The 21793-nt window shown below is 63.7% G+C and carries 21 protein-coding genes; 15 read left to right on the top strand and 6 right to left on the bottom strand.

Annotation, left to right across the window (positions count from 1 at the left end):
* Positions 1-263 precede the first annotated feature (263 nt).
* The 5 genes from carA to VI26_RS09965 all read left to right on the top strand — a co-directional run bounded on the left by carA (position 264) and on the right by VI26_RS09965 (position 6473).
* Complete coding sequence (gene carA, locus VI26_RS09945; protein WP_048409565.1) at positions 264-1391, top strand: glutamine-hydrolyzing carbamoyl-phosphate synthase small subunit; 1128 nt, start codon at positions 264-266, stop codon at positions 1389-1391.
* 15 nt (positions 1392-1406) lie between these two features.
* Positions 1407-2057 carry a leucine efflux protein LeuE gene (gene leuE / locus VI26_RS09950; RefSeq protein ID WP_048409566.1) on the top strand — a complete coding sequence of 217 codons (651 nt, stop codon included), beginning with the start codon at positions 1407-1409 and terminating at the stop codon, positions 2055-2057.
* A 91-nt stretch (positions 2058-2148) separates the two neighbouring features.
* The gene (gene carB / locus VI26_RS09955; protein ID WP_048409567.1) at positions 2149-5358 is read left to right on the top strand and encodes a carbamoyl-phosphate synthase large subunit; all 3210 of its coding nucleotides are present in this window, start codon (positions 2149-2151) and stop codon (positions 5356-5358) included.
* A 150-nt stretch (positions 5359-5508) separates the two neighbouring features.
* The gene (greA, locus tag VI26_RS09960; protein WP_048409568.1) at positions 5509-5985 is read left to right on the top strand and encodes a transcription elongation factor GreA; all 477 of its coding nucleotides are present in this window, start codon (positions 5509-5511) and stop codon (positions 5983-5985) included.
* Positions 5986-6044: 59 nt separating this feature from the next.
* A complete protein-coding gene (locus VI26_RS09965) occupies positions 6045-6473 on the top strand; it encodes a DUF4149 domain-containing protein (RefSeq protein ID WP_048409569.1) in 429 nt (142 codons plus the stop codon).
* Positions 6474-6569: 96 nt separating this feature from the next.
* Here VI26_RS09965 and yhbY read toward each other — a convergent pair whose 3' ends face one another.
* Positions 6570-6884: a ribosome assembly RNA-binding protein YhbY gene (gene yhbY, locus VI26_RS09970; protein WP_369799205.1), complete on the bottom strand. Its 315-nt coding sequence runs from the start codon at positions 6882-6884 to the stop codon at positions 6570-6572.
* Positions 6885-7023: 139 nt separating this feature from the next.
* Between yhbY and rlmE the strand changes: the two genes are divergently transcribed.
* The 6 genes from rlmE to VI26_RS10000 all read left to right on the top strand — a co-directional run bounded on the left by rlmE (position 7024) and on the right by VI26_RS10000 (position 14703).
* Positions 7024-7641: a 23S rRNA (uridine(2552)-2'-O)-methyltransferase RlmE gene (gene rlmE, locus VI26_RS09975; protein WP_048409571.1), complete on the top strand. Its 618-nt coding sequence runs from the start codon at positions 7024-7026 to the stop codon at positions 7639-7641.
* Positions 7642-7724: 83 nt separating this feature from the next.
* Complete coding sequence (gene ftsH, locus VI26_RS09980) at positions 7725-9635, top strand: ATP-dependent zinc metalloprotease FtsH (RefSeq protein ID WP_048409572.1); 1911 nt, start codon at positions 7725-7727, stop codon at positions 9633-9635.
* Between the two features lie 89 nt (positions 9636-9724).
* The gene (gene folP, locus VI26_RS09985) at positions 9725-10567 is read left to right on the top strand and encodes a dihydropteroate synthase (protein WP_048409573.1); all 843 of its coding nucleotides are present in this window, start codon (positions 9725-9727) and stop codon (positions 10565-10567) included.
* Between the two features lie 78 nt (positions 10568-10645).
* Positions 10646-11980, top strand: a complete 1335-nt coding sequence (glmM, locus tag VI26_RS09990; RefSeq protein WP_048409574.1) for a phosphoglucosamine mutase — start codon at positions 10646-10648, stop codon at positions 11978-11980.
* Between the two features lie 216 nt (positions 11981-12196).
* On the top strand, positions 12197-14140 hold the full coding sequence (locus VI26_RS09995) for an ExeM/NucH family extracellular endonuclease (RefSeq protein WP_053074348.1): 1944 nt from the start codon (positions 12197-12199) through the stop codon (positions 14138-14140).
* Complete coding sequence (locus VI26_RS10000; protein WP_048409575.1) at positions 14122-14703, top strand: rhomboid family intramembrane serine protease; 582 nt, start codon at positions 14122-14124, stop codon at positions 14701-14703. The genes VI26_RS09995 and VI26_RS10000 overlap by 19 nt, the downstream gene beginning before the upstream one ends.
* On the opposite strand, the gene alr is transcribed toward VI26_RS10000, so the two are convergent.
* Positions 14649-15722 (bottom strand): alanine racemase, encoded by a 1074-nt coding sequence (alr, locus tag VI26_RS10005; RefSeq protein ID WP_048409576.1) that lies wholly within the window; start codon positions 15720-15722, stop codon positions 14649-14651. The genes VI26_RS10000 and alr overlap by 55 nt on opposite strands.
* A 113-nt stretch (positions 15723-15835) precedes the next feature.
* Between alr and VI26_RS10010 the strand changes: the two genes are divergently transcribed.
* Positions 15836-16456: a DedA family protein gene (locus tag VI26_RS10010; protein WP_048409577.1), complete on the top strand. Its 621-nt coding sequence runs from the start codon at positions 15836-15838 to the stop codon at positions 16454-16456.
* A gap of 66 nt (positions 16457-16522) precedes the next feature.
* Here VI26_RS10010 and VI26_RS10015 read toward each other — a convergent pair whose 3' ends face one another.
* Positions 16523-16849: an FKBP-type peptidyl-prolyl cis-trans isomerase gene (locus tag VI26_RS10015; protein WP_048409578.1), complete on the bottom strand. Its 327-nt coding sequence runs from the start codon at positions 16847-16849 to the stop codon at positions 16523-16525.
* Between the two features lie 171 nt (positions 16850-17020).
* Here VI26_RS10015 and VI26_RS10020 point away from each other — a divergent pair, with 171 nt between their 5' ends.
* Positions 17021-17803, top strand: a complete 783-nt coding sequence (locus VI26_RS10020; RefSeq protein WP_048409579.1) for a DUF2189 domain-containing protein — start codon at positions 17021-17023, stop codon at positions 17801-17803.
* An 11-nt stretch (positions 17804-17814) separates the two neighbouring features.
* Positions 17815-18765: a D-2-hydroxyacid dehydrogenase gene (locus VI26_RS10025; protein WP_048409580.1), complete on the top strand. Its 951-nt coding sequence runs from the start codon at positions 17815-17817 to the stop codon at positions 18763-18765.
* 299 nt (positions 18766-19064) lie between these two features.
* Here the strand turns inward: VI26_RS10025 and VI26_RS10030 are convergent, their stop codons facing one another.
* Entirely contained in the window at positions 19065-19544 is a 480-nt protein-coding gene (locus VI26_RS10030; RefSeq protein WP_048409581.1) for a DUF1841 family protein, read from the bottom strand.
* Positions 19545-19601: 57 nt separating this feature from the next.
* Between VI26_RS10030 and VI26_RS10035 the strand changes: the two genes are divergently transcribed.
* Positions 19602-20087: a glutathione peroxidase gene (locus VI26_RS10035; RefSeq protein WP_048409582.1), complete on the top strand. Its 486-nt coding sequence runs from the start codon at positions 19602-19604 to the stop codon at positions 20085-20087.
* Positions 20088-20119: 32 nt separating this feature from the next.
* On the opposite strand, the gene trmB is transcribed toward VI26_RS10035, so the two are convergent.
* Positions 20120-20800 carry a tRNA (guanosine(46)-N7)-methyltransferase TrmB gene (gene trmB, locus VI26_RS10040; protein ID WP_048409583.1) on the bottom strand — a complete coding sequence of 227 codons (681 nt, stop codon included), beginning with the start codon at positions 20798-20800 and terminating at the stop codon, positions 20120-20122.
* A gap of 38 nt (positions 20801-20838) precedes the next feature.
* Complete coding sequence (locus VI26_RS10045; protein WP_048409584.1) at positions 20839-21759, bottom strand: NAD-dependent epimerase/dehydratase family protein; 921 nt, start codon at positions 21757-21759, stop codon at positions 20839-20841.
* Positions 21760-21793: the final 34 nt, after the last annotated feature.

Raw genomic sequence — 21793 nt, forward strand, 5'->3', positions numbered from 1 at the left:
TCATTTGTCATGTCATCGAATTTTCTTGTGATTTTTTCTTCACGGCGGTACTATAGAAAGGTTTAACCAAACGGGACTGATGCGCCAGGCATCGAGTCCCGTTCTTCACATAAAGCAATTCGAAAACTTAGGGTAGGGACAGATCCCATCTGTCGCGGCGGAGGCCTTGCGCGAGCGAGGCGGCCGGGCCGGCGGACGGGGTCAAACAAAAACCGGCGCAGCCGGTTTTTCCTTACCCGCCGCAAACGCAATAGGAGCAGCTTGTGTCAACCGTACCCGCAATCCTTGTCTTGGCCGATGGCACCGTGTTCAAGGGCAGTGCTATCGGGGCCGCCGGACATACGGTGGGCGAGGTGGTTTTCAATACCGCCATCACCGGCTATCAGGAGATTTTGACCGACCCCTCCTATACCAAACAGATCGTCACCCTGACTTATCCCCATATCGGCAACGTCGGCGCGAATTCGGAAGACACCGAATCTCGCGCCGTTTTTGCATCCGGCCTGATCATTCGCGATCTGCCGCTGCTGCACAGCAACTTCCGCGCCGAAGACTCCTTGTCCGCTTATCTGAAGCGACACAATGTCGTCGCCATCGCCGACATCGACACCCGCCGCCTGACCCGCATCCTGCGCGAGAAGGGGGCCCAGGCCGGCTGCGTGATGGCCGGGGACATCGATGAGGCGCGCGCGCTGGAACTGGCGCGCGGTTTCGGCTCCATGGCCGGCCAGGATCTGGCCCAAGTGGTCAGCTGCGACAAGCCTTACGCCTGGACCGAGCGCGAGTGGAAGCTGGGCGCCGGCTATCAGGTGCAGGCGTCCACTCGTTTCCACGTGGTTGCCTATGACTTCGGCGTCAAGCACAACATCCTGCGCATGCTGGCCGAGCGCGGCTGTCAGCTGACCGTGGTGCCGGCCAAGGCTCCGGCCGCCGATGTGCTGGCGCTGAATCCGCACGGCGTGTTCCTGTCCAACGGTCCCGGCGATCCGGAACCGTGTGATTACGCCATCGCCGCCATTCGCGACATCCTGGACGCCAAGCTGCCGGTGTTCGGCATCTGCCTGGGTCATCAACTGCTGGGCCTGGCCAGCGGCGGCAAGACGTCCAAGATGAAGTTCGGCCACCACGGCGCCAACCACCCGGTGCAAGATCTGGACAGCGGCCGGGTGATGATCACCAGCCAGAACCACGGTTTCCAGGTGGATGAAACCAGCTTGCCGGCCAATGTGCGCGTCACTCATCGCTCGCTGTTCGACGGCACGGTGCAGGGCATCGCGCTGACCGACCGTCCGGCCTTCTCCTTCCAGGGCCATCCGGAAGCCAGTCCGGGTCCGGAAGACGTCGCCTATCTGTTCGACCGCTTCATCGCCTCGATGGCGGAACGCGTTTAAGCGGGGAGCGGGGACATGCTGGGGATTACCGATCTCACCACCTATCTGCTGGGCGCCATCGTCATCGTGCTGCTGCCGGGGCCCAACTCCATGTATGTGCTGTCGGTGGCGGCGCAGCGCGGCACTCGCGCCGGCTTTGCCGGCGCCGGCGGCATCATCATCGGCGACTTCATCCTGATGACGCTGGCGGCCACCGGCGCGGCCGGCCTGCTGAAGGCCAATCCGGCGCTGTTCGCCGTGGTCAAGTATCTGGGCGGCGGCTACCTGGCCTGGCTGGGCTTCAATATGCTGCGCGGCGCGCTGACGGCCTGGCGCCGCGCCGCCCGCGGCGAAGCCGCCGAGGCCAAGTCGGTGCTGGTGGGAGAGGAAAATCCCTTCGTCAAGGCCTTGCTGATCAGCCTGATGAATCCGAAGGCCATCCTGTTTTTCGTGTCCTTCTTCGTCCAGTTCGTCGATCCCGCCTACCCGCATCCGGCGCTGACCTTCGTCGCGCTGGGGCTGATCGTGGAAGTGTGCAGCACGCTGTACCTGACCGCGCTGATCGTCGCCGGCCACCGGCTGGCCCAGGCCTTCCGCCGCCGCCGCAGGCTGAGCGCGGCGCTGGGCGGCTCGGTGGGCGCGCTGTTCGTCGGCTTCGGCGCCAAGCTGGCGGCGGCCAGCCTGTAAGACCAAGATTTAATATTCGCCAAGAAGCCGCCGGGCGTCCCAGGCGCCCGGGCTTCGCGGCAAACAAAATGCAATCATAAAGAGTAGAACCATGCCAAAGCGTAGCGACCTCAAAAGCATTCTGATCATCGGAGCCGGCCCCATCGTCATCGGCCAGGCCTGCGAATTCGACTACTCCGGCGCGCAAGCGTGCAAGGCCCTGCGCGAAGAGGGCTACAAAGTCATCCTGGTGAACTCCAACCCGGCCACCATCATGACCGACCCGGACATGGCCGATGTCACCTACATCGAGCCCATCACCTGGAAGGTGGTGGAAAAGATCATCGCCAAGGAGCGTCCGGACGCCATCCTGCCGACCATGGGCGGGCAGACCGCGCTCAACTGCGCGCTGGACCTGGCCAAGAACGGGGTGCTGGAAAAATACAAGGTGGAGCTGATCGGCGCCACCGAGGACGCGATCGACAAGGCCGAGGACCGCGGCCGCTTCAAGGAGGCGATGGCCAAGATCGGCCTGTCCTGCCCGCTGTCCTTCGTCTGCCACACCATGGAAGCGTCGCTGGAAGCGCAGGCCAAGGTGGGCTTCCCGACGCTGATCCGCCCGTCCTTCACCATGGGCGGCTCCGGCGGCGGCATCGCCTACAACCGCGAAGAATTCCTGGCCATCTGCGAGCGCGGCTTCGAAGCCTCGCCCACCCATGAGCTGCTGATCGAACAATCGGTGCTGGGCTGGAAAGAGTACGAGATGGAGGTGGTGCGCGACAAGAACGACAACTGCATCATCATCTGCTCGATCGAGAACTTCGATCCGATGGGCGTGCACACCGGCGACTCCATCACCGTGGCGCCGGCGCAGACGCTGACCGACAAGGAATACCAGATCATGCGCAACGCCAGCCTGGCGGTGCTGCGCGAGATCGGCGTGGACACCGGCGGCTCCAATGTGCAGTTCGCCACCAATCCGGCCACCGGCGAGATGATCGTCATCGAAATGAACCCGCGCGTCAGCCGCTCCTCGGCGCTGGCGTCCAAGGCCACCGGTTTCCCCATCGCCAAGATCGCCGCCAAGCTGGCGGTGGGTTTCACGCTGGATGAGTTGAAGAACGACATCACCGGCGGCGCGACCCCGGCCTCCTTCGAGCCGTCCATCGACTACGTGGTCACCAAGATCCCGCGTTTCGCCTTCGAGAAATTCCCGCAGGCCGACGACCGTCTGACCACCCAGATGAAATCGGTGGGCGAAGTGATGGCGATGGGCCGCACCTTGCAGGAATCGATGCAGAAAGCGCTGCGCGGCCTGGAAACCGGCCTGGCCGGCTTCGATCCGGTGACCAGCGACGAAGCGGCGATCCGCCACGAACTGGGCACGCCGGGACCGGAGCGCATCCTGTACGTGGCCGACGCCTTCCGCATCGGCATGAGCCGCGACGACATCCACGCGGTCAGCAAGATCGACCCCTGGTTCCTGGCTCAGATCGAAGACCTGATCGGCGAAGAACAAGCGCTGGCCGGCCGCAAGGTGGAAGAACTGGACTACGCCGAATTGCGTCGCCTGAAGCGCAAGGGCTTCTCCGACCGCCGTCTGGGCGAACTGTTGGGCTCGGACCAGGCCGCGGTGCGCGCCAAGCGCTGGAGCTTGAACCTGCACCCGGTGTACAAGCGCGTCGACACCTGCGCCGCCGAGTTCGCCACCAATACCGCCTATATGTACTCGAGCTATGAGGAAGAGTGCGAATCCAATCCGTCCGACCGCAAGAAGGTGATGGTGCTGGGCGGCGGGCCCAACCGCATCGGCCAGGGCATCGAGTTCGACTACTGCTGCGTGCACGCGGCGCTGGCGTTGCGTGAATCCGGCTTCGAGACCATCATGGTCAACTGCAACCCGGAAACCGTGTCCACCGACTACGACACCTCGGACCGTCTGTATTTCGAGCCGCTGACGCTGGAAGACGTGCTGGAAATCTGCCGCATCGAAAAACCGTTCGGCGTCATCGTCCAGTACGGCGGCCAGACTCCGCTGAAACTGGCGCGCGCGCTGGAAGCCAACGGCGTGCCCATCATCGGCACCACGCCGGACATGATAGACGCCGCCGAGGACCGCGAGCGCTTCCAGAAGCTGCTGAACGAGCTGGGCCTGAAGCAGCCGCCCAACCGCACCGCGCGCGCGCCGGCCGAAGCGATGAAGCTGGCCGAGGAAATCGGTTACCCGCTGGTGGTGCGCCCGTCCTACGTGCTGGGCGGCCGCGCGATGGAAATCGTCCATGAGCCGGCCGACCTGGAACGCTATATGCGCGAGGCGGTGAAGGTGTCCAACGACAGCCCGGTGCTGCTGGACCGCTTCCTCAATGATGCGATCGAAGTCGATGTCGATTGCGTGTCCGACGGCGACAGCGTGGTGATCGGCGGCATCATGCAGCACGTGGAGCAGGCCGGCGTCCACTCCGGCGACTCCGCTTGCTCGCTGCCGCCCTACAGCCTGTTCCCGGCGGTGCAGGACGAAATCCGCCGCCAGACCGTGGCCATGGCCCGCGCGCTGAACGTGGTCGGCCTGATGAATGTACAGTTCGCCATCCAGGGCGACACCATCTACGTGCTGGAGGTGAATCCGCGCGCCAGCCGCACCGTGCCCTTTGTCTCCAAAGTGACTTCCGCGCCGCTGGCCAAGATCGCCGCGCGCGCGATGGCCGGCATCGGTCTCGTCGAGCAAGGCTTCACCAAGGAAGTGATCCCGCCGTTCTACGCGGTGAAGGAAGCGGTCTTCCCCTTCATCAAGTTCCCCGGCGTCGACACCATCCTGGGGCCGGAAATGAAGTCCACCGGCGAAGTGATGGGCGTGGGCAAGACCTTCGCCGAAGCCTACGTCAAGGGCCAGCTGGGCGCCGGCGACCGCCTGCCCAAGACCGGCAAGGTGTTCCTGTCGGTGCGCGACAGCGACAAGAACGGCGCGGTGGAAGTGGCGCGCGAACTGCAGCGCCTGGGCTTCGGCGTCTGCGCGACGCGCGGCACCGCCAAGCACTTGTCCGCCGCCGGCATCGTGGTGCAGGTGGTCAACAAGGTCAATGAAGGCCGTCCGCACATCGTCGACATGATCAAGAACTCGGAAATCGATCTGCTGATCAATACCGTGGACGAGAAGCGCCAGGCGATTCAGGACAGCCACTCCATCCGCCGCTCGGCCTTGCAGGCGCGGATTCCGCAATACACCACCCTGGCCGGCGCCAAGGCGGTGTGCGTGGGCATGGCCCACGCCGAGGAGTTCGACGTCTACAGCGTGCAAGAGCTGCACAGCCAGATCCAGGGTTGAGACTGACGGCGGCTTAGTCCGTGGGGGCTTGGAAGCGGGAGCGGTTTGCCGTTACAATCCCCCCATAACCCGCTACTTCAAGCCGCCGTCCAGTACGGCGGCTTGTGCTTTTGATGAAGGCGGAGTGCCGCCTCTGGAGAGAATTCTGAAATGATCAAAGTCCCGTTGACCGTGCGCGGTGCCGAACTTCTGAAAGAAGAGCTGCAACGCCTCAAGAGCGTGGAACGTCCGTCGGTGATCGAGGCGATTGCCGAAGCCCGCTCGCATGGCGACTTGTCCGAGAACGCCGAATACGACGCGGCCAAGGAACGCCAGGGCTTTGTCGAAGGCCGCATCGCGGAACTGGAAGGCAAGATTTCCAATGCGCTGATCGTGAACCCGGCCGAGCTGGATGCCGATGGCCGCGTGGTGTTCGGCGCCACCGTCGAACTGATGGATCTGGAGAGCGAGGAAAACGTCACCTACCAGATCGTCGGCGACGACGAAGCCGACATCAAGGTGTGCAAGGTATCGGTGAACTCCCCGATCGCGCGCGCGCTGATCGGCAAGGAAGCCGGCGACGTGGCCGAAGTGGTGGCTCCGGGCGGCATCCGCGAATACGAAGTGCTCGACGTCAAATACATCTGATGGCGGCGGGGCGCGGGCCTAGGCCTGGCGCTCGGCGCGGCGCGGGAGAGGACTGAGACATGGATGGATTGCGTTCCATCGCCAAGACCTTCTGGATTGGCGGCTTGTGGGTGATAGGCATCATCGTGGCGCCGGTGCTGTTCGCCATGCTGGACCGGGTCACCGCCGGCATGGTGGCCGGCAAGCTGTTCGCCAGCATCGCCTGGGTGGGGTTGGTGTGCGGGGTGATCCTGCTGGTCGACCATATCCGCCGCAACGGCGCGGCCGGGGTCAAGGAAAGCGGCTTCTGGCTGGTGATGGGCATGCTGGCCTGCACGCTGATCAATCACTTCGCCGTTACCCCCATCATCGCCAATCTCAAGGCGCAGATGAATCATGCGGCCGAAGGCCTGTTCGGCGGCGGCTTCGCCACCTGGCACGCGATTTCCAGCCTGATCTATCTGGTGCAGAGCCTGATGGGCTTGGTCTACGTCTGGCGCAACGATTAAGCTACGGCTCGCCGTAGCGCTCCCTTGGGAGCGGACAAAACAAAAGCGGTGGCATGCCACCGCTTTTCTACGAAGCGCGATCGCCGCGAGCGGCGTTCAGCCCTTCAGCGCTTGCTTGTTCTTGGGCAGAACGATGCGTTCCTTATCGCTGGGGCGCCACAGCACCAGCAGCTTGCCGATATGCTGAACCGGGGCGGCGCCCAGGTCTTCGCAGATCTGCTCGAACATGGCGACGCGCGCTTCGCGGTCGTCGCCCAGCACGCGGACCTTGATCAGTTCGTGCGCGTCCAGATTGATGGCGATTTCGCGGATCACCGCGTCGGTCAGGCCGTTATTGCCTATCATCACCACCGGGTTGAGGCCGTGCGCCAGTCCCTGCAAATGTTTGCGCTGGAACGGCTTGAGTTCAATTTTCATGGAAATACGGATTTACAAAGCAAAAGCGGATTCTACTCGAATTTGCGCGCTTTCCCAAAGTCCGCGCCTAAAATAACTGAAAAACAACAGGATAGCGCGGCTGGCCTGTTGTCCCACCAACGGAGCTAGCGCAATGGCTAGAAGCAAGAGCAGCAATGGCTGGCTGCAGGAACATGTCAACGACCCCTACGTCAACCAGGCGCAGAAAGACGGCTATCGCGCGCGCGCCGCTTACAAGCTGCTGGAAATCAACGACAAGGACAAGCTGATCCGTCCCGGCACGGTGCTGGCCGACCTCGGCTCCACGCCCGGCAGCTGGTCGCAGGTGGCGGCGCGCATCGTCGGCGACAGCGGCAAGGTGTTCGCGCTCGACATCCTGGACATGGATCCGGTGCCCGGCGTCGACTTCATCCAGGGCGACTTCCGCGAGGAAGAAGTGCTGGCGCAATTCGTGCAATTGCTCGGCGGCCGCGAATTGGACCTTGTAATTTCCGATATGGCGCCCAATATGTCAGGCATGAGCGCCATGGACCAGGCCAGGAGTTTCCTGTTATGCGAGCTGGCGCTGGAATTTGCGCGGGATCATTTGAAACCTGGCGGCCATTTTCTCGTCAAAGTGTTCCAGGGCAGCGATTTCCAAGCCTATCTCAAGTCCATGCGCGAGCTGTTCGACGAGGTAGTCACCCGCAAGCCGAAAGCGTCGCGCGACCGTTCCAGCGAAATTTACCTGCTGGGCAAAGGCCGACGCTGACATAAAGTGGCTCGCGGCGTACAATCAAAGCAAATATCTAGACAAGCAACCAAAAAGTCAGGGCACAGAGGAGTCCGCTACTCGTGAACAATATCGGCAAAAACATCGCGATATGGGTCATCATCGGTTTGGTACTGATGACGGTATTCAATCAGTTCAACAAGCGTCAGGATACCCAGAATCAGCTTGAATATTCGCAGTTCATCAGCGATGTCGAGTCCGGCAAGGTCCAGTCCCTGACCATAGAAGGCCACCCGCTGCGCGGGCAATGGCTGAAAGGCAAGCTGACCGACGGCTCCGCGTTCAGCACCTACGCGCCCTACGATCCGCAACTGGTCGACGACCTGATCAAGAACAACGTCCGCTTCTCCGCCAAGCCGGAAGAAGAGCCGTCCATGCTGATGAATATTTTCATCAGCTGGTTCCCGATGTTGTTGCTGATCGGCGTCTGGGTGTTCTTCATGCGCCAGATGCAGGGCGGCGGCAAGGGCGGCGCGTTCTCCTTCGGCAAGAGCAAGGCCAGGATGCTGGACCAGGACGCCAACACCGTCACCTTCGCCGATGTCGCCGGCTGCGACGAGGCCAAGGAAGAGGTGAAGGAGATCGTCGATTACCTGCGCGATCCTTCCCGCTACCAGAGCCTGGGCGGCCGCATTCCGCGCGGCATCCTGCTGGCCGGCTCGCCCGGTACCGGCAAGACCTTGCTGGCCAAGGCCATCGCCGGCGAGGCCAAGGTGCCGTTCTTCAGCATCTCCGGCTCCGACTTCGTTGAAATGTTCGTCGGCGTGGGCGCGGCCCGCGTGCGCGACATGTTCGAGCAAGCCAAGAAGAACTCGCCGTGCATCATCTTCATCGACGAGATCGACGCGGTCGGTCGTCAGCGCGGCGCCGGTCTCGGCGGTGGCAACGACGAGCGCGAACAGACGCTGAACCAACTGTTGGTGGAAATGGACGGTTTCGACACCAATTCCACCGTGATCGTGATCGCCGCGACCAACCGTCCGGACGTGCTGGACCCGGCGCTGCAGCGTCCTGGCCGTTTCGACCGCCAGGTGGTGGTGCCGTTGCCGGACATCCGCGGCCGTGAACAGATCCTGGGCGTGCACATGCGCAAGGTGCCTATCGCCGCCGACGTCAACGCCGAGGTGATCGCGCGCGGTACGCCGGGCTTCTCCGGTGCCGACCTTGCCAACCTGATCAACGAAGCCGCCTTGTTCGCCGCGCGCCGCAACAAGCGCCTGGTGGACATGGAGGACCTGGAGTCCGCCAAGGACAAGATCATGATGGGCGCCGAGCGCCGCAGCATGGTGATGACCGAGGAAGAGAAGCGCAACACCGCTTATCACGAGTCCGGCCACGCCGTCGTCGCCAAGCTGTTGCCCAAGGCCGATCCGGTGCACAAGGTCACCATCATCCCGCGCGGTCGCGCGCTGGGCGTGACCATGCAGCTGCCGGAACAGGATCGCTTCGCCTATGATCGCGGCTATCTGCTGGACCGCATCGCCATTCTGTTTGGCGGCCGCATCGCGGAAGAGCTGTTCATGAACCAGATGACCACCGGCGCTTCCAATGACTTCGAGCGCGCCACGCAAATGGCGCGCGACATGGTGACCCGCTACGGCATGAGCGACAAGCTGGGCCCGATGGTGTACGGCGAGAACGAGGGCGAAGTCTTCCTCGGCCGCTCCATCACCACCCACAAGAACCTGTCCGAAGCCACCATGCAGCAGGTGGACGCTGAAATCCGCCGCATCATCGACGAGCAGTACGCGCTGGCGCGCCGCCTGCTGGAAGAGAACCGCGACAAGGTGGAAGCGATGACTGCCGCGCTGCTGGAATGGGAAACCATCGACGCGGATCAGATCAACGATCTGATGGACGGCAAGCCGCCGCGTCCGCCCAAGCCGGGCGCCGGTTTCGCGGCCAAGCCGCAGGAAGACAAGCCGACGCCGCCGGCGGCGGAGGTCAGCGCCGATCCGGCCCAGGAAGTCTGAGACCTTAAGTGAAGAAGCCGGGCAAGCCTTGATGGGCTTGCCCGGTTTTTTTGCGACAATTCATACCCATCCATGAGCGTAGTCAGATCATGAAACCCTCTTTGCAATGCGGGCGCTTCACGCTCGATCTGTCTCGTCCGCTGGTGATGGGCATTCTGAACGTCACCCCGGACTCCTTTTCCGATGGCGGCCGCTTCAACGCCTTGGACCAGGCTTTACGGCATGCCGAGCGGATGCTGGCCGAAGGCGCGGCTGTCCTCGACATCGGCGGCGAATCCACGCGGCCCAATGCGCCCCATGTCAGCCCGGAACAGGAAATGGAGCGGGTGCTGCCGGTGCTGGAGCGCCTGCGCGAGCTGGGCGCGCCGCTGTCGCTGGACACGCGCCGCACGGCGGTGATGCGCGAGGCGCTGGCCTTGGGCGCGGTGGACCTGGTCAACGATGTGTCGGCGCTGGAAGACGCGGGCGCGCTGGAATTGGTGGCGGGCGCGGACGCGGCGATCTGCCTGATGCACAAGCAGGGCAATCCGGACACCATGCAGGATCGTCCGGAGTACGCTGACGTGGTGGCCGAAGTGGCCGGCTACCTGGCGCGGCGCGTCCAGCTGTGCCTGGACGCCGGCATCGCACGCGAACGCTTGCTGGCCGATCCCGGTTTCGGTTTCGGCAAGACGCTGGAACACAATCTGGCGCTGCTGCGCGGCCTCCCCGAGATCGAGCGCGCGGCAGGCACGCCGCTGCTGGTGGGCTTGAGCCGCAAATCCATGCTGGGCGCGATCACCGGCGAAGCGGTGCCGGCGGAGCGGCTGGGCGCCAGCGTGGCGGTGGCGCTGGAATCGGCGCGGCGCGGCGCGCGCATCATCCGCGTGCACGATGTGAAGGCCACGCAGCAGGCGCTGCAAGTGCTGGCCGCTTTGGAAGGATTGAACTAAGGGGTACGCCTGGCGCACAATAGCCGGCGTAGCGATTACCGCGGTTGGCCAGAAGCCGGCCGGATTCGAGAGAAAAACATGAGCCGTAAATACTTTGGCACCGATGGCGTGCGCGGCGAGGTCGGCCAGTTCCCGATCACGCCGGAATTCGTGATGAAACTGGGCTATGCCGCCGGCCGGGTGCTGGTGGACCACGACAAGGGGCATCGTCCGACGGTGCTGATAGGCAAGGACACCCGGATTTCCGGCTATATGCTGGAAGCCGCGCTGCAAGCCGGCTTTTCCGCCGCCGGCGTCAATGTGCTGTTGACCGGCCCGCTGCCGACGCCGGGCATCGCCTACCTGACCCGCGCGCTGCGCCTTGAGGCCGGAGTGATGATTTCCGCCTCGCACAATCCCTTCCAGGATAACGGCATCAAGTTCTTCGCCGAAGGCGGCAAGAAGCTGGATGATGCGGTCGAACTGGAAATCGAGGCGATGCTGGAGCAGCCGATGGTGACCAATCCCTCCGAGCAATTGGGCCGGGTGCGTCGCATCGAGGGCGCGGTGGAGCGCTACATCGAATTCTGCAAGAGCAGCTTCCCCAACGACCGCGATCTCAAGGGCTTGAAGCTGGTGGTGGATTGCGCCCACGGCGCCACCTATCACGTGGCGCCCAAGGTGTTCCACGAATTGGGCGCCGAGGTGGTGACCATAGGCGGCGAGCCGGACGGCTACAATATCAACGAGAAGGTGGGCGCCACCTATCCCAAGACCCTGCAAGTGGCGGTGCTGGAGCATCACGCCGATTACGGCATCGCGCTGGACGGCGACGGCGACCGCCTGATCATGGTGGACCGCGACGGCACTGTCTATGATGGCGACCAGCTGATCTACGTGATCGCCAAGGCGCGCGCGGCGGCCGGCAAGCTCAAGGGCGGCGTGGTGGGCACGGTGATGACCAATCTGGCGATGGAGCTGGCGTTGAACAAGCAGGGCGTGGCCTTCGGCCGCGCCAAGGTCGGCGACCGCTATGTGTTGGAAATGCTGCACGGCCAGGGCTGGCAGGTGGGCGGCGAAGCTTCCGGCCACATCCTGTGCCTGGATTGCCATTCCACCGGCGACGGCATCATCTCCAGCCTGCAAGTGCTGGCTAGCCTGACCGATCTGGGCATGAGCCTGGCCGATGCCTGCAGCGACTGGCAGCCTTATCCGCAGACGCTGATCAATGTCCGTCATAATGGCTGCGACTGGAAGAGCGCGTCGGCGGCGCAGCTGGCCGCCGCCGAGCAGGCCTTGCAAGGCCGCGGCCGCGTGGTGTTGCGCCCGTCCGGCACCGAGCCGGTGGTGCGGGTGATGGTGGAGGCCGACGACAAGATCCTCGCCGATCAATGGGCGCAGACGATTGCGGAGGCGATTCGGCAAGTCGCTTGAGCGCGACAGCCGGCGGCTGTCGGCATCAGCATGAAAACGCCAAACAATTTCTGTTTGGCGTTTTTTATTGCCTGAATTTGGAAAGAAATGGCGCTTATTGTTTTTAAGCGAAACATACAGATAGTGACTTTGCGTGCAACTGTATCTAATGACATCTTTTTGTCATTGCGCTCTGGTTAGAATCAGCGCTCCTTACGCTCGTGATGAAACCAGACCATGAAAACAGCAAAAGCATTCAAGGCCTTGAGCCCGGTCGCCATGGCAGTGGCGCTGGCGGTTCCGGCCTTGGCCCAGGCCGCCTGTGGCGCCGCCGGCGCCACCCTGATCCATGATGTGCAGGGCCGCGTCGTCGGCAGCCCGCTACAAGGCAAGACCGTGACCGTGGAGGGCGTGGTCAGTGGCGCCTTCACCGGAACCGGCCAATTGCGTGGCTTCTATCTGCAAGAAGAGGCGCGGGACCAGGATGCGGACCCGGCCACCTCGGAAGGCATCTTCGTGTTTCTCGGCAATCTGGCCGCGCCGACGCTTAAACCCGGCGACGTGGTGCGCGTCACCGGCAAGGTGTCCGAGTACAGCCGCAAGGGCGACGCCGCCAGCGAAACTCAGATCACTCCGGCCAGCATCGCCGCGGTGGAGCAGTGCGCCTACCGCGAGCCGCTGACCTACGCCAGCCTGCGCCTGCCGCTGCAATCCAGCGCCCAGCTGGAAGCGTTGGCCGGCATGGCGGTGCGGCTGGAAGGCCCGGTCTATGTCGCCGCCAATTACGACTACGGCCGCTATGGTGAATTGACGCTGTCCAGCCAGCCGCGGTTGTGGACCGCGACCCAGCGTTTCCTGCCCGGCAGCGCCGAGGCCAAGGCGCTGAGCGAGGCCAATCAACTGGATAAGCTGACGCTGGACGACGGCCTGCAGATCCAGAACGCCAATGCCTGGCTGCCGGCGCCCGGCGGCTTGTCCGCCAGCCAGACCTTGCGCAGCGGCGATCGTCTGGATGGCGTGACCGGCGTGGTCAGCTACGCCTTCGGCAAATACCGTCTGCAGCCGCTGGCTGCGCCGCGCGCGGTGGCCAGCAATCCGCGTCCCGGCGCGCCCAAGCGCCTGCCGGAAAGCGTGCGTTTCGCCAGCTTCAATGTGCTCAATTTCTTCAATGGCGATGGCCAGGGCAAGGGCTTCCCGACGCCGCGCGGCGCCAAGACCCAGCAGGATTTCGAGCGTCAGCGCGCCAAGATCGTGGCGGCGATTCGTCAGTTGGACGCCGATGTGGTCGGACTGATGGAAATCGAGAATGACGGCTTCGACCGCTATTCGGCGATCCAGGACCTGGTCAACGCCTTGAACCAGGGCCAGCCGCAGCCCAAGCAATACCGTTTCGCCAACCCCGGCCTGCCGCAGGTGGGCAGCGACGCGATCACCACCGGCCTGATCTACCGTCCGGCCACGGTGACGGCGGAGGGCAAGGCCGAGGTGAGGGTGATAGGCAATCCGCAGAAGAACCGGCCGGCATTGCTGCAGACCTTTGTGCTCGACGCCAAGAGCAAGAGCCGGGTCACCGTGGCGGTCAATCACCTGAAGTCCAAGGGCAGCAGCTGCGCCGACCAGGTGGTGGACGGCCAGTCCGACGTGGACAAGGGCGACGGCCAGGGCAATTGCAATCTGACCCGGGTGCAAGCAGTGCGCGATCTGATGGCCTGGTACGCCACCCGGCCGCAGCCCGGCCCCAACGATGGCATGCTGCTGCTGGGAGATATGAATTCCTACGCCAAGGAAGATCCGATCCGCGCGTTTGAAAGCGCCGGCTTCAACAATCTGCTGGCGCGCTGGAGCCGCGACGCCTATTCCTATGTGTTCAACGGCGAGTCCGGCAATCTGGACCACGCCTTGGCCGACAAGGCGCTGAGTTCCATGGTGCTGGCGGCCGGGGAGTGGCACATCAACGCCGACGAGCCGACGGCGCTGGAGTACAGCAGCGAGTTCAAGAGCGCGGAACAGCAGCAGAAGTACTATGCGGCGGATGCCTATCGTTCCTCCGACCATGATCCCTTGTACGTCGATGTGGCGCGCCGCGGCAACGCGGTGGCGGCGGCGGACGAGGGTGGGCTGCTCATGCTGCTGGGCCTTGGCGCGGTGGCAGCGATGGCGGCGTGGCGCCGCAAGCGCTGAAACCAGGGAGCATCGACGGCTGGCCATGGCTGCTCGTCGTCGTCATGCTGCCGCTGGCCGCGCCCTGGGGCGCGGCGGCGCTGTCATGGCGCTTCGAGCCGTGGAACGCCGCGGAGTGGTGGCGGTTGCTGAGTGGGGGCTGGGTGCACGCCGACGCGCGCCACGCCTGCCTCAATAGCGCGGCGCTGGCCTTGCTGGCATGGCTGGGGCGGGATAGAGCGCCGCTGCTGCTGACGCTGGCCTTGGCGGCGCCGCCGGCCATCGCCGCGATGCAATGGCTGTGGCCGACGCCGCAGGCCTTCGTCGGCGCCTCCGGCCTGGTCTATTGCTGGTGGGCGGCGCTGGCGCTGACCCAGCCGCGCTGGCGCGGCATGTGGCTGGCCGTCTTGCTGGGGCGGCTGGCGTGGCAGAGCCTGTTCCCGCTCAGCTGGAGCGGCGGAGAACCGGTATTGGCATCGGCGCACTGGAGCGGCGCCGCCTTGGGTTTGCTGGCCGCTTGCGGCTGGCTTCAGTTATGGACGAGGCGCGGCACCCGCGGCGCCACCGCGCACATCAGCTCATAGCCCAGGGTGTCGGCGCCAGCCGCGACGCGTTCTATCGGCACTTGCGGGCCCCACAGCTCGACCCGGCTGCCGATGCCGGCCTGCGGCAGCTTGCTCAAATCCACCGCCAGCATGTCCATCGATACCCGGCCGACCGTGCCCGTCGGGTGGCCGTCCACCGCGACCGGCGTGCCGTTGGCGGCGATGCGCGGATAGCCGTCGGCATAGCCGCAGGCGACGATGCCGATGCGCATCTCGCCTTCGGCCACCAGGCGGCGGCCGTAGCCGACGGCATCGCCGGCCGGCACCTTTTGCACCGCGATGACGCGGCTGCTCAGCGTCATCGCCGGACGCAGGCCCAGGCCGGCGGCATCGGTGTCGGCAAACGGCGAACTGCCGTAGAGCACGATGCCGGGGCGCACGATGGCGCCGTGGGTATGCGGGTGGCGGAACAGCGCGGCGGAGTTGGCGGCGCTGACCGGCAGACCGCTGGGCGCGATCAGCGGCTGGAAGCGGCCCCATTGTTCGGCGACGCCGTAGTCGTCGTCGGCGCTGGCGAAGTGAGTCATCAGGGCGTCGACGCGAGCGCCGGGCTGCGCGCGCAATTGCGCCAGCGCGGCGGCGGCTTCGGCCGGCGTGAAACCCAGCCGATTCATGCCGCTATTGATCTTGAGCCAGCAAGAAACCGGCTGTTGGGCGGAACCTTTGGCCAGCCAGCTTATCTGTTGTTGGGAATGTACCGCGCCGCCCAGCCGGTAATGCGCCATCGCCGCGGCTTCCTCGGCGTCGAAAGCGCCTTCCAGCAGCACGATGTCCTGCTGGACGCCGGCTTCGCGCAGGCGGATGGCATCCTCGATATTGAGCAGGGCGAAGCCGTCGGCGACATCGGCCAAGGCCTGGACCGCGTCGAGCAGGCCATGGCCGTAGGCATTGGCCTTGAGCACGGCGTAAGCCTTGGATTGCGGCGCCTGGGCACGGGACAGCAGGTAGTTGTGGCGGATGGCGGAGCGGTGGATTTCCACCTGGATAGGGCGAGTCATGTCAAGAAAGTCTGCGTTGGAGGTGTGCTATTATAAGCCCCTGGTGATGTACCCCGATAACGCAGCCGCGCCAGGATCGTCCTGAACGGAGACATGGCGGCAAGCGGAATAAAATGGACACTCTGCAAATACTTCTCGATTTTTTCACTGGCTACGGCTATTTCGCCGTGTTCACTGTGTTGCTGGTATGCGGTTTCGGCGTGCCGATTCCGGAAGACATCACCCTGGTGGCCGGAGGCATCATCTCCGGCCTAGGCTATACCAATGTGCATTGGATGTTCGTGGTCGGCATGGCCGGCGTGCTGGCCGGCGACGGCATCATGTTCACCGCCGGGCGGGTGTTCGGCAACCGAGTGCTGAAATTCCGGCCCATCGCGCGCATCCTGACTCAGGAGCGCTTCGAGGCGGTGCAGGAGAAGTTCGAGAAGTACGGCAATTGGGTGTTGTTCGTCGCCCGCTTCCTGCCGGGCCTGCGTTCCCCCATCTTCATCACCGCCGGCATGACACGGCGGGTGTCCTACTGGCGTTTCCTGGTGATGGACGGTTTCGCCGCGTTGATCTCGGTGCCGGTATGGGTGTATCTAGGCTATTACGGCGCCGCCAACCGCGAGTGGCTGATGACCATGGTGCATCGCGGCCAGGCCGGCATCCTGGCGGTGGTGGCGGCCTTGCTGCTGGGCGTGGCCTTTGCCTGGATGCGCCGCCGGCGCCAGCATCAGTGCGTGAAGAAATAAGCCAGCGCCACCAATGAAAAAAGCTTCCCAGGGGAAGCTTTTTTTACATCCTTGCGTGGTTGGGGTTCAACCCACTTGCAGCAGTTCCACTTCGAATACCAGAGTGGCATTGGGCGGAATCACGCCGCCGGCGCCACGCGCGCCATAGCCCAGTTCGGCCGGGATGGTCAGCTTGCGCTTGCCGCCCACCTTCATGCCGAGCACGCCCTGGTCCCAGCCCTTGATCACATAGCCGGCGCCCAGCGGGAAGCTGAACGGCTGGAAGCGGTCCTTGCTGGAGTCGAACTTGGTGCCGTCGGTCAGCCAGCCGGTGTAATGCACGGTGACTTCCTGGCCGCTGACGGCTTCCGCGCCGTCGCCGATTGCCAGTTCTTCAATAATCAGTTCGCTCATTGGAATTCCTTTCGCGGATGCGCGGGATGGGGTCGGGCCAAGGCGGCCGGGCGCGGCCCCGTGCTAATCGGCGGATTATAGCAGCCGGATGGCCAGCTTGTGTTTTGCATCGCGTGGGGTATAACGGAAAGGATGCGGGGCTGCTCGCACCATACCTGAGGGGGACTTGCCATGGACGTGACTCACGATATCCCGCGCGACCGCCCGGTTGCGCGCAAAGTGGAAACCCTGCGGCCGCTGCAGTGGCTGAAAAAAGGCTTCCGCGATTTCCAGAAAGCGCCGGCCGACTGCCTGTTCTACGGCGCGGTGTTCGTGCTGATGGGCTATCTGCTGACCTTGTATTCCGAGCATTCGCCGGAATTGATCATCACCTTCGCCACCATCTTCCTGCTGGCCGGCCCCTTCCTGGCGATAGGCTTGTACGATATCGCCAAGCAGATGGAGGCCTTCGACGGCCACGGCCGGGTCAAGCTGGCGCACAGCATGTCCGCCTGGCGAGTGAACCTGCCGGCCTTCACCTTGTACGCTGCCTTGCTGGCGGTGCTGGTGTTCGGCTGGTTCCGCGTGTCCTTGCTGATGTTCGCGCTGTTCTACGACACCGCCGCGCTGCCATCCTTGAACGATATCGTCGTCAATGCGTTCAACCCGGATAATATCGTCTTCCTGGTCGCCTATTTCGCGGTCGGCTTTCTGTTTGCCCAAGTGGTGTTTTCGGTCAGCGTGGTGTCCATCCCGCTGATGCTGGACAAGGAAGTCGATACCGTCACCGCGATGATCGCCAGCGTGCAGGCGGTGCTGAAGAATGTGCTGACGATGGGGATATGGGCGGCTATCATTGTGGCGCTGAGCGCGGTGGGCTTCGTGACCTATTTTCTCGGTCTGATCATCATCATGCCGGTGTTGGCGCTGGCCAGCTGGCATGCTTACCGCGACTTGATCACCTTCGAGAGATGACTGAATAGCTGATGACCCACTCCGTCGTATTTCTTGACCGGGACAGCTTGCCTGTCCCGGTTCCGCTTCTGCCGTTCCCGGCCGAGTACCATGAATTCCCGTCCACCAGCGTCGAAGACGCGGCGATGAATTGCTCGGGCGCCGACATCGTCATCAGCAATAAGGTACCACTGCGCCGCGACACGCTGGAACAGTTGCCGGGCCTGAAACTGGTGGCCATCGCCGCCACCGGTTACAACCATGTCGATCTGGACGCCTGTCGCGAACTGGGCATCGCGGTATGCAATATCCGCAACTATGGCGATGACACCGTGGCCGAGCACGCGCTGACGCTGATGCTGGCGCTGGCCAAGAACTTGCCGGCTTATCAGCGCGACGTCGCCGCCGGCATCTGGCAGCAATCGCGGCAGTTCTGCCACTTTGGCGCGCCGATCCGCGATTTGCGCGGGGCGACGCTGGGCATCATCGGCGCGGGTGGCATCGGACGGCGCTTGGGTGAGCTGGCCGCCGCGCTGGGCATGCGGGTCTTGTTCGCCGAGCGCAAGGGCGCCAGCGAAGTCAGACCCGGCTATGCGGCTTTCGCAGCGGTGCTGGCGCAGGCCGACGTGATTTCCCTGCATTGCCCGCTGAGCGAGGAAACGCGCGATTTGATCGCGCAGCCGGAGTTGATTGTGATGAAACCCGGTGCTCTATTGATCAATACCGCTCGCGGGGGGCTGGTCAACGAGGCGGATCTGGTGGCCGCGCTGAAATACGGGCAACTGGGTGGCGCGGGTGTTGACGTGCTCAGTGAGGAGCCGCCGGTGAACGGCAATCCCTTGCTGAAGACCCGTTTGCCCAATCTGATCGTCACGCCGCACATCAGCTGGGCCAGCCGGCAGGCGATGGAGCGGCTGGCCGCGCAATTGGTGGAGAATATCGGCGCCTTCGTGGCCGGGGAGTCGCGCAACCGCCTGGTTTGAGGTGGAGCGGGGTGAAAGAGTCGGCGTCATGCCGGCTTTTTTATGGGCGATATTTTAAACGTATAGTTTATATAAATGATTTTATAATTTATTTGTTGTTAACTATTTAAAAACAATTTGCATTATGTTTAATATGAGAATAGGATGATGTTGCTCTTCTGGCTCTGCCAGTATGAGCTGCCCCGCTTGATCGCCGTGGAGGGTTTCCCCCCACGGCTCTTTTTTTGCCTGAAGCTCGCGCCAATGCGACACGCCCGGCAGGGCCGGGCGTGTGGGTGAGGCTGGGGACCGGCTTCGCTTCAGTCCGGGATTTCATTGGGATTGACGCGCGCTTGCTCCTCCGCGCCCATGCCCAGCTTGCCGCGGATGCAGCCGATATAACGGTTCACGTCCGGACCGCCGCCGTGGCGCTGCGCATGCCAGATCATTTCGCCCAGACAGTCCATCATTGAGTGTTGTGCCTGGTGCTCGCTGCCGTGGCGCAAGGCTAGCTGCGCATACAAGGAACGGATGCCGAAGGGTTGGTCGATGGAGCGTTGTTCCTCTATCGCCACATGCAGGCCCAGATGCAGGAAGGGGTTGCTCTGGCCCATTTCCGGCGTCCACTCCTGTTCCATATACTGTTCCGGACGATCCAGAATGGCGTGATACTCCGGGTGGTCTATAAGAATGGGAAGCACCATCTTTTCCAGATCGGACAAGTCCGCGCCGGATTTGGATTTCTGCCAGGTGTCGAAAAAGAAGCGCCGGGCGTCTTGCCGGCTGGGATTGAACAACATTCGGATAGTGCCTGAGTGGATTCTCGGGAGCCCTTATTATACGAGACGGAGGTGGCCATGACCACGCTTTACGATTTCTCCGCCGCGCGCATAGACGGCAGCGAGCAGCCGCTGTCGGCGTACACCGGCCAAGTCGTCCTGGTGGTGAATACCGCCAGCGAGTGCGGTTATACCCGGCAATACGCTGGCTTGCAGGACTTGCAGCAAAGCCTGGGCGACCGCGGACTGGTGGTGCTGGGCTTTCCTTGCAATCAGTTCGGCGGTCAGGAGCCGGGAGGCGAAGCCGAGATCGAGCGTTTTTGCCGGACACGCTTCGAGGTGAGTTTTCCCTTGTTCGCCAAGCTGGACGTCAACGGGCCGCGAGCGCACCCGCTATGGCGCTGGCTGACTCAGGCCGATTCCACCCATCCGCATCCGGTGAAATGGAACTTCACCAAATTCCTGATCGATGGCAAGGGCAGGGTGCTCAAGCGTTACGAGCCGGCGGTGGAGCCGCATGAACTGCTGGAGGATATCAAGGCCTTGCTGCCTAGAGAGGACTGAGACCCGCCGCTGGCGGCGGGTCCGAGCGGGCATCAGCGCCGGCGGAAAATCACATCCCACACGCCGTGGCCCAGCTTGATGCCGCGGGCTTCAAACTTGGTCAGCGGGCGGTAGTCCGGGCGCGGCGCGTAACCGTCGGCGTTGTTGGCCAGCTGCGGCTGGGCGCTGAAGACTTCCATGATCTGCAGCGCGTAGTCTTCCCAGTCGGTGGCGGCGTGCAGGTAGCCACCGGGTTTGAGCTTGGTGATCAGCTTTTCCACCAGCGGCGCCTGGATCAGGCGGCGCTTGTTATGGCGTTTCTTGTGCCACGGGTCGGGGAAGAATATGTGCACGCCGTCCAGGCTACCGTCGGCCAGCATATGGTCCAGCACCTCCACCGCGTCGTGGCGGATGATGCGCAGATTGCTCAATTCCTTTTCCGCGATCAGCTTGCACAGATTGCCGACGCCGGGCGAGTGCACTTCCACGCCAAGATAGTCCTTGTCCGGATTGGCCGCGGCGATTTCGGCGGTGGCGCCGCCCATGCCGAAGCCGATCTCCAGAATCTTGGGCGCCGCGCGACCGAAGGCCTGTTCCAGGTCGACGCGCTCGGGGCGGTATGCGATGCCCCAGCGCGGCATGCCTTCATCCATCGCGCGCTGTTGGCCGGGAGACAGGTGGCCTTGACGTAGTACAAAGCTGCGGATGGCGCGTTGAAATGCCGGATTTTCCATAGAGTGAAGCCTGCTGAAAACTCAAAAAAACCGCGATGTTACCGAATCTTGGCCGTCGAGGCGAGCACGGCAGTGATGCGTTCCGGCGCTTGGGCCAGCGCGGCCAGATAGTCGGCGGTGCTTGGCCAGCGCAGCCGGGGCAGCAATTCGCTGCGCAGGCGCCGGTTGTCCAGCCGCCGCGATTCCGCCAGATAAGACCATAGACCCGCGGAGAGCTGGCTACGGACGGCGTCGCGGGGCAGCAGCGGCGGCAGTGGCAGCGTCAGAGTGGCGGATAGTTGGCGATACCAGGCGCTGACTTGCAGCGGTTGATCGTCGCAGGCATTGTAGACGCGGCTTCCGCCGCGGCATTGTTGCAGCGCCGCCACGCAGGCGGCGGCGAGGTCGTCGGCGTGGATGTGGTTGCTCCAACTGTCTTCCTCGGGAACGATCAGCGGGGCCTGGGTGGCGAAGCGGCTCAGCGGCAGGCGCTCGTCAGCGTAAATGCCCGGCGCGCGCAACACCACGAGCTGGCTGCCGTGGGCGGCGGCGAAGCGGCGCAGCTGGGTCTCGGCGTCCAGCCGACGCCAGGCGCGGTCGTTGCGCGGACGGGGGCGGGCGCTTTCGTTCAGCCAGGCGCCACCGGCGTCGCCGTACACGCCGCTGGTGCTGATGTAGACCAAGCGCTGTGGTATCCTGCAACCTTTTGCCAACGCAGACAACAACTTGCGCATGCGCAAGTCCTTGCGGCCGGTTTCCTGGGGGGGAGCGGTCAGCAATAGATCGTCGGCCAGGCCGGCCAGCCGGCGCAAAGAGGCGGGATGGTCCAGGTCGCCGCGGATGGGCGTGACGCCCTGACGGCGCAGTTCCGCCGCCGCGGCGCTGGAGCGGCATAGCGCCAGTACCCGCCAGTGGCGGACCAGTTCAGGCAGGGCGCGGCGCGCGACATCGCCGGCGCCGATGATCAGCAAGGTTCGCATAGTGCGCATTGTAGCCAGATATCGAGTAGAGGAA

The sequence above is a fragment of the Chromobacterium sp. LK1 genome, assembly GCF_001043555.1.
In the GTDB taxonomy this organism is placed as follows: Bacteria; Pseudomonadota; Gammaproteobacteria; order Burkholderiales; family Chromobacteriaceae; genus Chromobacterium; species Chromobacterium aquaticum.